Origin of the sequence: Butyricimonas synergistica DSM 23225 (genome assembly GCF_000379665.1) — a bacterium.
GTDB lineage: Bacteria > Bacteroidota > Bacteroidia > Bacteroidales > Marinifilaceae > Butyricimonas > Butyricimonas synergistica.
On sequence record NZ_KB903370.1, the window covers coordinates 1 to 12,483 of the forward strand.

The 12,483-nt window shown below is 42.4% G+C and carries 8 protein-coding genes and 1 pseudogene; all 9 read right to left on the bottom strand.

From position 1 onward, the window contains the following. Positions 1 to 396: pseudogene (locus A3CY_RS21415) on the bottom strand (hypothetical protein); the annotation flags it as partial. Between the two features lie 86 nt (positions 397 to 482). Continuing rightward, positions 483 to 953, bottom strand: a complete 471-nt coding sequence (locus tag A3CY_RS0116395) for a hypothetical protein (protein ID WP_018339022.1) — start codon at positions 951 to 953, stop codon at positions 483 to 485. Between the two features lie 287 nt (positions 954 to 1,240). Continuing rightward, positions 1,241 to 1,621: a hypothetical protein gene (locus tag A3CY_RS21420; protein WP_018339023.1), complete on the bottom strand. Its 381-nt coding sequence runs from the start codon at positions 1,619 to 1,621 to the stop codon at positions 1,241 to 1,243. 11 nt (positions 1,622 to 1,632) lie between these two features. Further along, entirely contained in the window at positions 1,633 to 3,186 is a 1,554-nt protein-coding gene (locus tag A3CY_RS0116400; protein ID WP_018339024.1) for an RHS repeat domain-containing protein, read from the bottom strand. A 100-nt stretch (positions 3,187 to 3,286) separates the two neighbouring features. Then, positions 3,287 to 3,631 (bottom strand): hypothetical protein, encoded by a 345-nt coding sequence (locus A3CY_RS0116405; protein WP_018339025.1) that lies wholly within the window; start codon positions 3,629 to 3,631, stop codon positions 3,287 to 3,289. A gap of 6 nt (positions 3,632 to 3,637) precedes the next feature. Further along, positions 3,638 to 7,528: an RHS repeat domain-containing protein gene (locus tag A3CY_RS21425; RefSeq protein ID WP_081619494.1), complete on the bottom strand. Its 3,891-nt coding sequence runs from the start codon at positions 7,526 to 7,528 to the stop codon at positions 3,638 to 3,640. Positions 7,529 to 7,540: 12 nt separating this feature from the next. After that, positions 7,541 to 11,176: a hypothetical protein gene (locus tag A3CY_RS0116415; protein ID WP_018339027.1), complete on the bottom strand. Its 3,636-nt coding sequence runs from the start codon at positions 11,174 to 11,176 to the stop codon at positions 7,541 to 7,543. A 21-nt stretch (positions 11,177 to 11,197) separates the two neighbouring features. Next, the gene (locus A3CY_RS0116420; RefSeq protein ID WP_018339028.1) at positions 11,198 to 11,554 is read right to left on the bottom strand and encodes a hypothetical protein; all 357 of its coding nucleotides are present in this window, start codon (positions 11,552 to 11,554) and stop codon (positions 11,198 to 11,200) included. Positions 11,555 to 11,729: 175 nt separating this feature from the next. Next, positions 11,730 to 11,930 (bottom strand): hypothetical protein, encoded by a 201-nt coding sequence (locus A3CY_RS21430; protein WP_018339029.1) that lies wholly within the window; start codon positions 11,928 to 11,930, stop codon positions 11,730 to 11,732. Positions 11,931 to 12,483: the final 553 nt, after the last annotated feature.

The following is a 12,483-nucleotide window of genomic DNA, read 5'->3' on the forward strand; positions in this document are numbered from 1 at the left end:
ACCCGTGTAAGCGTACACTTGAGTCGCGGACACTGAACCAGTCCGGGTAAGGGTCAAAATATTGCCGTTCTTGTCATAGGTCAATCCGCTCTCGTCAAAAGCGTTATTACCGGAAAGGGCACTCCAGGCACCCCCGTCCCGCTGGTAATAAACGCTTCCCTTCAAACGATTCAAATCATCGTAAGAAAAGCGATACATCATCGCGGCATTCGTCCCCTGCTGCCACTCCCACTCGCTGATATTACCACTATACAGCCCGGTGGTTCCGACCTGGGGCGATTCATAACGAAGTTTCATCTTGAACGCGGTACTTTCTTTACCCGTCAGCCATCCTCGCGTGTTATAGGATAACGTTTCCTCCACGCTGCCATGCTTCTGCTTGACTAAACGTCCCACCCGTCACGCGTGAAAAACTTTCTTACATTTGAGGAAAACTTTTATTGTTCCCCTCAAATATCTATACTCTATTCTGTAAACTTTTTCTAGGGCAATACACCGTAATCCAGGTAACCCAAATCTCCCGTCACCAGCTCCTCCTTCCCGTTGTACTTGAAACGGTTCGCAGCTTGTTGCGGGTAATCCATTCTCGCATGCCTTGCCCCGAAAGGATAGTAATCGTTCCGCTCCTTCACCACCCCGCTACCATCCACGATTACACGAACACTACCCAAGTGATCAGTCAGGAAGTAATTCACCTCCTGACCGCCCGTCCCCGTCAGGATCACGCCATCCCCGAAACTCGCCGACTCCAACTGCAATCCAGAACTGCCGCTCTTGTATGTCAAAGAACCCACGTAGTCAAAACCGTTGCTCCCCGCGTCACGTACCCGCAACTTCATCCCGTCAGCTAGGTAACTGTAACTTGCCTTCAACGTGCTACCGGTCTTGACTTCTCTCAACAAATTTAAAACACTATACGATAAATTCAAAGCACGACGGCTATCATTTAACATGTTACCCACCCAATAGACAACACCTTCCCCGTGTTATCCGTGTACGTTTCCACGCTTTTACCATCCTCTTCCAAGACGTTAAGCCTATAAGTTATCTTGCCACCTTTGCCAGAATAATTCCAAACCTAACAAAATAAATATCGAGGAGATTCTATTTTTCCTCCTCGATATTTCAAACTTTCGATATGTAACCCAAAGTTACCGGTACAAATAAACTTTTTCTAGGATAATACAATATCAAGCTAGCCAATAAAAATCAACAGAATAACTTAACAGCAAGCCCACCTCTATTTAAATTTTGATAATCTATTAAAATTACGAATTTTAGTATTTTCAGATTTCAAATAAGTAGAATAGATCATTACAGGTATAGCCACTATTATTGGTAACACTATGTATGTATAAAATGTTTTTCCTAAATAACAATGACACCAAAAATATCCCATCGTCCCTATTGCAGCCAAAACAATTAAAAAAATCAATAAATTTAATAAACCATTTTGGACAGCATAAACATCCCGGTCATCATATTTGCAAACTTTTCCACATTTCTTACAAGTTATTTTTAAAGTTTTTCTCGCACTAACAGAAAAATCATCACAACTATTAGAACAAGTTCGGATTGTGATCTCTTTCCTACAATTTTTGCACATAACTTTCTTTTTCATTTTTTTATTTATTAGCGTTTTGTTTGGAAATAAGCTTGTCGTGCTTCATTCAACCAATTAGATCCTTTAAATTTCCCTTTGTTCATTTGTAAAAAGCGTATCCAAGGATTATTCGATAAAATAGGTTGAGTTGAATAAACAGCAATATTTTTAAAATACTGACTTCCTTTAAAAGTTGACGTATTACTGAAATAAACTGATTGTCTTGCAGATAAAGATCCCTGTACATAACTAATAACATCAGTATTTCCTACTGGCAATGGCAGCATTCCATATTCTAAAGCCATCACAAAACTAGCATCTGTATTATATTTATTTACAATCCTTTTATATTCATCAGAAGTATTCCATATCATTTCCAGTCTCTCTAGTCCCATCGCTTCTTGTAAACGAATCGAATTGATTTTATCTTGATTTTTCATATTCGCATAACAAAAACGAAGCTTTAGATCCCACGCCAAATAGTGTCCTTGATAAACATCTGGAACATCAGACCATAAATCTTTATTAGAAACACCATAAGAAAAATCTCCATTATAATTTTCCGCTATTGGGCCAGAGTAAATACTTGCACCTTCTATATATGAAGATCCTAACCATTTCAATCCTCCATTTGCATGAGGAAAAACAAAGTTAACATATTGAACATCAATCCCTCCTAAGTCACTAAACCATGTTAATTCCCCTGTTTTTATATTCAGATTCCATTCATCCACCCACATTCCATTCGGATCAATATAACGAGTTGGTTGATTCAAACAATAATTATAAACACTACATGAATAATAATTCTCAGATAATGGATCCATACCGAACCACCTTCCCAACTCCCAATCGTACATCCTCGCACCGTAATCCAACCAATCCAAACCTCCCGTCACTTGATCCTCCTTGCCGTTGTACTTCCAGCGGCTACCAGCGTCAACGTTGCCTCCCGAAACCCCGTACCTGCCTCCAAACGGGTAATAATCATTCCGCTCTTTCACCGCTCCCAACTGATCCACGATTACCCTCACGCTACCCAGGTGATCCGTCAAAAAATAACGGATTTCATTCCCTACCCGGCTAGAAGCGTTCGCCACGATTCGCCCTCCTGCAAACAAACCGCTTTCAAGTTGAACGTTACTGCCATTTCTCACGTATGTCAAAGAACCCAAGTAGCAAAAACCGTGGTCACTACCGTCAACCACTTCCAGTTTCGTGCCGTCGGCAAGATAGCTGTACGTGGCTGTCGGCGTCGTCCCCGTTTTTACCACAGACAACAAATTTAAAACATTATACGTCAAGTTCAAATTTTTACGGATGTCATTTACTAGATTCCCGTTTTTATCATACCGGTAAGAACCCGTCACGTTCCCTCTCGATAAACCGGTTAACTGGTTACCCGTGTAAGTGTACGTTTGCGTTACCGCCGCCGAACCGGTACGGGTAAGGGTCAAAATATTGCCGTTCTTGTCATAACTCAACCCGCTCTCGTCAAAAGCGTTATTACCGGAAAGGGCTCTCCAGGCATTCCCGTTACGCTGGTAATGAACGCACTTCTTTTTATATGCAAAAAGAGGCAAAATATAACTCTATATTAATTTTGAGGAGAAGAATAAATCCTCCCCTCAAATTTCCCGAAAATAACTCTATTCTAGTAGACTTTTAAAGAATAATACATTCTCAAATTGAATTCTCCATTTTTTTTATACTACCAATAATCGCAAACTTTATATTTCTTTCTAACTCTTTCTCGTTAAGCTTTTCATCATATTCGCCAATAAATATACCCCCATTCACCACAACGAAGCCTTGTGTTAAGTCTGAAAAATCATTTTCTTTATACCTGGGAGTCAAAATTAAAATATAACCAGCTGCTACTGCAAATTTCAAATAATGATTACTCTTAAACACTATACAACGATCACTTTTCATACAGAGTATATGACCTCTAATAATATTTTGTCCATCTTGACTTTCAAAATCCCAAGGTTCACCAACTGAAATACAATATTCTTCCTGTTCCATATAATTTCACTTTAGATGTTGCCAATTTATTAATCTCACTTTAACAATATCCAATGTCATAAACTCAGATCCCTTACCCATCATTCCATTTGCTGGTAAAACTTTAGTACCATTTCGCAGTAAAGTAGGGTTATTTAAAATTTGGAATTCAACACGAAGACTAGGAGAAGTCGGTAATGCTAAACGATTTTGTGCTTTAACTGCTGTTTTATAAAGATCTTTTGTAAAAAAAGTCTCTCCACTCCTTCCTCCTCGAAGTAAACCGGTTTCTTGAATTGCTTTAAGTTCGCCTTCTGTCATATATCTAAAAGCATTTCCTCCTTTTTTAGCAACAGAACTCACTTTTTTCAAAGTACTTATTTTCCCTATCGGCAATTTCCTACTAGCAGCAAATTCACCCAAAAACAAAACAGAACTCGCGGTAAAACTTCCCAACTCCTCACTCGACATGGAAGGTATTCTTGCCACAGAATGGATAACATTCCCCAATGCATCTGCCGTTTTATTTTGTCCATTAACAAGAGTACTGATAAACGTGACATCTGCCAAAAAATTTATTATCCCCCCGGCAATATTGTCTAGATCCTTTAAAAGTAAACCTGGTTTAGATGATCTAGTGTCAAGCCATCCCCAAAAATTATTATTATTTTCTTCTATTCTCTGATTCCAGCCTTTAAGAAACCCGGGAGGATCTCCTACCCACATCCCGTTAGGATCTATAAAACGAATCGGGGCATTTAAAGCATAATTATAAGGAGACCATGAATTGTACTTTTCTGCCATCAAGTCCATCCCGAACCACCTTCCCAACTCCCAATCGTACATCCTTGCCCCATAATCCAACCAACCTAAACCTCCCGTCACTTGATCTTCCTTGCCGTTGTACTTCCAGCGGCTGCCAGCATCAACGTTACCTCCCGACACCGCGTACCTACCTCCAAACGGGTAATAATCATTCCGCTCTTTCACCGCTCCAGACTGATCCACGATTACCCGAACGCTACCCAGGTGATCCGTCAAAAAATAACGGACTTCATTCCCAACTCGGGTAGAAGCGTTAGCCAATATCCGCCCTCCTGCAAACAAACCGCTTTCAAGTTGAACGTTACTGCCATTTCTCACGTATGTCAAAGAACCCAAGTAGCAAAAACCGTGGTCACTACCGTCAACCACTCCCAGCTTCGCACCATCGGCAAGATAGCTGTACGTGGCAGTCGGTGTATCCCCTGTTTTTACCACAGACAACAAATTTAAAACATTATACGTCAAGTTCAAATTTTTACGGCTGTCATTTACTAGATTCCCGTTTTTATCATACTGGTAAGAACCTGTCACGTTACCCCTCGATAAACTTGTCAAACGGTTACCCGTGTAAGCGTACACTTGAGTCGCGGACACTGAACCAGTCCGGGTAAGGGTCAAAATATTGCCGTTCTTGTCATAGGTCAATCCGCTCTCGTTAAAAGCGTTATTACCAGAAAGGGCACTCCAGGCATTCCCGTTACGCTGGTAATGAACGCTTCCCTTCAAACGATTCAAATCATCGTAAGAAAAGCGATACATCATCGCGGCATTCGTCCCCTGCTGCCACTCCCACTCGCTAATATTACCGCTATATAGTCTTGTGGTGCCGACCTGGGGCGATTCATAACGAAGTTTCATCTTGAACGGGGTACTTTCTTTACCCGTCAGCCATCCTCGCATGTTATAAGATAGTATTTCCTCCACGCTGCCATGCTTCTGCTTGACTAAACGCCCCACCCCGTCGCGCGTGAAAGTGTTCGTTGCCGCCGTGCCATTATTTAATTTTACCGAGGTAGACAGCAACCGTCCCCGGCTATCATACTCGTTCCCGGTTTCAAGCACGTCAAAGCTCGTGGCGCTATACCCGTGTGCCTCCCGGCTCTTGACCAGGTTACCCCTGAAATCATTCGCCATATCTGTCCGGCTCTTGTAACCCAGGTAATTATCGCCGATCGTCTGTACTACTTGCCCCCGGTCGTCATAATAAGTCGTGGAGGTCAACCACTTTTCAGTCCCCACTACCCGTGTTGAAACGCTAGTCACGTGTCCTGTTACCTGTACGCAACTAGAAGACGAGTATCCCGTTGTTGACTCGAAAGCGTGAAAAGCACGCCCGCCAACCGGAACGTAATCATCGTACGTCGTGTACTGCAAAGCCTCCCGGGAACCGGTTGGAACGTAATTATCACTCACGGAAGCTGCCGCCTGCAAACCGGAATGAGAGGCCGAAGCCAACACGACCTCCCCCGTTTCAATCACTCGATTCTGATTGTCATACAAGGAATAACTCCATTTCCCGGCATTTGCCGCCCGTTGGTTTCCATCCTGGCTTAACACCAGCCGATCCCGGTTGTCATAAACCATGTACACGGGATCACAACCCGGCAAACGCTTCACCACCTGCCGACCGAAACCGTCATACCCGTAATAATAAGCATACTGTTCAAGAACTCCCGACGTCAACGCCCCCCGGGCATTTGCCTCGGGTGGCAACACGTACCGCAACCGACCTAAATCATCATACACGTTTGACGTTCGTAACGCCTCTCCCTCCAGGTAAGCTACCCGTTCTATCAATCGGCCTTGTGCATCCGTGAAACTCTCGGTTATATGCCCGTCTTCATCCGTTGTCCGTTCCCGATATAATGAATTTGCAAGGTAATAACCGCATTCCGCCAACGTCTCGGTACCATTTATTTTCCAACGGCGTACCTCGTTAGCGGCATTCGTGCCATACTCGTGAAGCATCTTTTTGTTCCCGTCATGCCATGCCTTGCCGGGTCCTTGCTCTGTCACGACACGTCCCGTGGGACTTTGCTCAAAACTCGAGGAACTATACGCGTAATTTCCCTCGCCCGAACCATAAATCGCACTCCAGCAAGACACGAAACCACTTTCTTCATGGAAAATTCCATCACCCGACGCACCTTCGAAAGGAAGGTATCTCTTCTCCTCCCGTCCCCACTTCCCGTAACTAAACGGTTGAACGATATCTTTACCAGAGGGAGAAGCTCCTTTCTCCACCACTTGCAAAATTCGGTCACCCGCCCCCGAATACGTGATATCATCCACTCGTTTAGACGGATCGGAAATTTGGCTCTCGTGAACGTAAACACCATGTACCGTGTAATCCTTATCCTTAGCGTACTCGCCCCCGCTCCACGCTCGCACGTTAGCGTATCCCGACATCATAACATTTTCTCGCTCTTTATGCGCCCGAATCTGGTAATATCCAGGTTCCCTAACTTTAAATTCAATCGGGTGTTCCCGGTATAAAAGCTGTTTCTCCGCTTCAAGCTCCTCCGCCTGCTCCGGATACTCCGACATGTAAGGCAAATCATCCAACCAAGGATTATCCTCACCATAGACATATTTTACTTCTTGTCCATCCCGTAATAAAGAGTATCTCACCCCAGGCTCGGAACCGGACAAACGGATAACAACAGAATTTGTATCGACAACCGTACCTCCCCCGGAAACCTCGAAACGATTCAAGTTCCCGAACCTCCCGAGTTGACGCACTAGAAAAAAACGTCTTTCCGGTAAATCCAGTTTCCACTGTCGATAATATTCACTCTTTGATTCCGGGACCGTTATAGTTAACTGAAAATAGCATGAGTTGGTTCCTCCCAAATTAGAAACGTATACCTTGAAAGAAGAACACACCGAACCTCGCAAACTTTCACGAAATGCACTTTCCAAATCACTCTCGTAAGTCGATCGGTACGTGTAGAAAGTCGCCGTGTAAGTTCCTCCTGACATGGGAACAATGATTTGCCCAGGGGCAAATGATTGAATATTATCCAGGATACTTTGTCCCGCAACAAAGTGACTGCATAAAAGTATGTGCAATAAAATATATACCGTTCTCATAACACATCAAAATTAAATACCCGAATTCACGTGATAATTATACTCTTCCAATATATTGCCATTTTTATCAAACACTCGTGACAAACGCCCGTTATTATCGTATTCCCGCGAATCGATAATTCCATTAGAACCGACCCGGCACACGACTTGTCCCTTGCTGTCATAACAATAAAACGTACATGTGATATTCCCGGGGAAAAGACACCCTCCCAAAAAGCTTTTATCGACATACACCTCCAAACTCGCGGAATGTTCACTCCCCGCAACCGGAATATCTCCCTCTAAACAATAGAAACCATTCCCGACAGGGATATCGAACTGTTGTTGACCGGAGCTAACACTCGTCTCTCCTCGTGAAAATTTCCAAGACACCGTGACAGATTTCACCCACGTACTTTTCTGTACCAGCAATTTATACCGGTATTTATCCCCCGTCACTTTTCGCACGATAAGCTTGGAAGTTACATTTTCATCCCTATACCAGGCATATGACATAATCCCGGGCTCACGACCATCCAAACGAATGATCAGAAGGGCATTCCCTACCATCGAAAGATAATCATCACGACTCACGCCCCAATAATCCTTGTTCCGGTACCATGCCATCTCGTATTCATTCAACATTTTATCCAATTTGCCTACCTCTTCCAAACAATTCTGCCTGTGTACATTATCCTCGAGTATAGCTTTTGCTACAGCCAATATCTCTTGGTGAGACTTTGAACGTAAAAAAGAATCTCTCGACACACCCGCGGAAGAGGTACCCGTGTGAAACGTGTAGAAATTTTTAAATGCATTTATCTCATCCGCGTTCGGTAGATTAGAAAAATTTTCATACCTCAATTCGTGAGGTGTATAATTATTAAAGGCAGCAATTCCTGCCGGCTCAACAGCATTTGCCGTAAACAGAGGAAGTCCGCTTCTTTCATCGTACAAAGTGATTTCATTTTTTCCCCTAGACCGACTTTCTTGGACAAGAATCCTATTTCCGAATTTAGCATACCCTAATTGTTGTATTTTAGAGTAACGGGATTGATCCAACGTGAAATACTGGTTATTCGCGTTCACGCTTTCCGGTTGGGTCAAAAGCATCTTCCACGAGGCAAACGGGAAATAGTAACGAGAATTATCTATTAAAGTATCCATGTAAGTAACGACATTCTCTCCCGCCAACAAAAAAATGGAAGAACCCGTCGGTTTCACGAAACTTGTCGTTCGAACAGGAAGATAACACATGTGAGCCCTCCGCATGCTATCCAGTAAATAACCGTTATTCCCGGGAAAAACATCCATCACGACTTTATTATCTTCCCTGTATTCCGTTCCATCCGGGCAACGGGTCAACACGCTGGTAGGTGTCACTCTGTCTAAATTCCCGTAAGTATACCCTCGTGTTGTCATATTATATTTTAACGGGAAAGAAGTTCGCGTGAAATCGGCAATAGACGGAGTTCCGTTAGCTTGTTCTTGTTGGTCAAAAAATTCATATTCGACCTCTTCCACCGGGACAACACATCCGCCATAATATATCGTGTAATACAGGTTCGGTACAACCATATTCTCGCGAGGTTGCACATTAGGCACGTAATAATCAGTATACGAGTTATAATTCACGTACCCGGCTCCATTCCAGTAAAGAGGTTTTTCTTCGTCAGGAAAATCACCCCGAACTCTTTCCACGTTCATGGCATAAGCATAAGGTTTTATTTGACCTACCGTCGAAGAAAACGGGAACACGGATTCTCCGGAAAAAAATTCACTATTGATAGTAGTAGGAATGCCATATCCCGAGCTAAACCCCTGGGTTAAAGCTCGCGAGTAACGGATTTTCTGTAATCGCACCAACCGCCCTCGGCTATCATAAACCGCGGTCCCGAGAGGAAGACCGTGTAACCAATAAGGAAAAAATGCACGTTGAGTCGTGTTCATTCTAAAAGATGCCGGCACAAGATTATAATGGGCAACGTAACCGTTCCCGACTTGCTCTTCCAGCACATACTGGTAAAGAATGCCGTTATTTCCCCTTTTCACGATAGCCATTTCATCATCCTGCACGCGGGAAAAATAGATTTTATCTTGAAAACTCCCGTAATCCAAGTTCCTTGCCAAGGTTTGATACCCGCAAATTAACACACCGGATCCCCCCTCTCCCGTGGCAGACAGATCCCGGTAATGATAACGAACCGTATCCACGTTTCCGCACCCGTCATTCAGCATGATCTCTTTCACCCGGATACCCCCGAATTTCTCCCCGTCATACTCGTTTAACTCGTAATCGACATCCAAGCTCCATTTGCCCGTACCTGAAATCCGTTTCAATGAAAAAGCCTTGGCATATTCTTCATTTGCACTTCCGTCATAAAAAGTTTCCATACCAGAAGGCAAACGAATATTGCCAACTTGAACGAAAGAATGCTTTTGAAGCACCATTTGATCCAACGGGATAAAATGTATCACCTTCCCCGCACCATTACAATAGCCCCAAATATCCCGACTTCGTACTCTCAAGGTATCCAAATGATAACTAAAATTATAATATCCCGATAGCTCCGAATTATCATACCCGATTGTCAAACGTTGCAAGCACCCTCTATTATATGATAAATCGACCTTGCGAATCACGTCTTTCTTGAAATTTTGCCACTGGATACTTGTTATCAATCGTCCTTCCCGTTTAATCACGATACGATCCTTTCCCCAGGAAACCTGTTTCAACCCGACTTCCTTTATCGATTGTTGCGAAAAATCTTTTAAATGATGAATGTTTTTCTGGGTAACTCTCTCGATAGATAATCTCAAATACCGCAACACTTCCCTTAAACAACCTTTTAACGCAACGGCTTGTGGTGCACAAGATGCAGGAAAATTCGTGTTTTCTAAGATCACCACGAGTTGGTCGATTTGAGTCATCGTGTTGGATAACGAATTTGTAACGAAACTGACATCCGACAAATATCCTACAACCCTATCTAACAAAAAGGATCTTGCTATTGTCCCGTAATCAATCGTCATTCCTATATCAGGTACTCGAATTTGTCCACCAGACTCCAAAATTGTAACGGGGAAACCATAACTTGACATATAAGTCGTTTGTTTCATAACATCCACGTACTGGGGCACCCGATTAACATCTGCTGCCAAAGATGCGAATTGCTGTTGAATAGCTAAACTCTTGGCAAAATACAAGGCATCATCAAGATTCTTGTCTATTTCCCTCTTGTAATAATCAAGATCAAACTCTCGAACCCTGAGTGCTTTCCCGTAATTATAAACCGTTTCATTGAGATAAGTGTAATTTACAATAGTTTCATCCGTGTATTCGAAATGCACGGGTTCATCTCCCGGGATAAGAATTTCCGTCAAGTACCAAGACGAGCAAAAACTCGAATTCCAGATATTATTGGCAGAACTATTACTATTTGGGAAACACACGCCAACAGACATTTCTCCACTCGTGAACACATATTTAACCCCGCTCTCGTCTGTTATCATGAACCCTCCCGCGATATTTTCTATCAATAAATTCGTCTTCTCGAGAGGCTTTATCACGATTTTCCCCTCCTCACGCACTCTTATAAATGAAATGTTACGCCCGTTAAAAACTGCCGTGTAAATATCCGACTCTCCATCTTGTTCACGATTGTTCACCTTTTCTTTTACGTCTACAGCTTAGCTTAACGTGTTATTTAGAAAACCCTCGCTATCATCATCCGCTATACCACCCCGGACAACACGAGAGATCACCCCTCCACACGCTAAAGTCCACCCGAAACCCAATTGCCCCATTTTATCCTCAACTTTAACCCCGTTCGCGGAATACACGAGCGAAACAGGCAAACGATAACGTGCAGACGATAACTCGAATAAAGGCACCGTATAACTGAAAATCCCGGTAGAATAATCAACAGACATATTTTTCATATTTGACATCCCCTTCGCTTGCTCTCCCGGTTCAAAACTTTGTCCCAAGGATATACTTGACAATCCAAGAAACAATCCCAAAACAAATAGAATTTTCTTCTTCATAATTTCTTCGATTTTAATTCAATAATTAGATTCGTCGGTTTTTTCCGACCTTGAGATTCTTCTTGCTTTTTTTTATTCATCCTTCCCCATAGGCATAAACTTTAAAATTTTAACTATACGAAACCATATCCTCTATCGTATAATAGAGAATATACACCAGAATATCTAATCCCGGTTACGCTAAAAGAAAAGCCAATTGATGACGTGCCTCCATACTTTTTCCCCGCAAGATCATGGGAACAAAATCAGGCAACTTGATAAACCTCAGGACAAAAGTAATTCCCATTACTACCATCCTCCATGAATAAAACGCCGTGAAAAAACTGTCTTTCAGATCACGCCGTCCTCGTTCCAGTAATTTTTGAATTGTTTTCATGTTTGCAACTAAAACGTAAATAATAAAAAATACAATTCTTCAAAAAATACCAACTTCTCGGCTGACCATTATAAATCTACCACATCACCCCTTTCAAGTTATAAAGTCAGGGTATAAATATATACTAAAAATATCAGACAAATTGTACCACATTTGTACCGATTTGTCTTAATATTTTCTTAAAATTTAAGCTCATTCTTCCCTAACAGACTCTCGGTTTTAACATTTACATCTAACAAACTTTATCAATTATCTAACAACCAATAATTTAATTACATAATTTTACATACTAATCAATTTACGCCACTAGAGACTTTTGGCAACTATCGCAACACCACAAATCGGAATATTTCAAGGGATATCAGTAATATAACAAGAAAATGACCTACCCTTGGTTGCCCCCAAAAAGCTAGTAATTTCATAACATAGACGTTGCATGAACGCTCGTTTACGTTTATGTTACGTTTATGGTTGGTTCATGGGGTAGCGTAACGGTGGACTTGGGGTGGTGAACCCGGATAAAAACACAGGCAGGAAATCCCTTTTTCCCGGA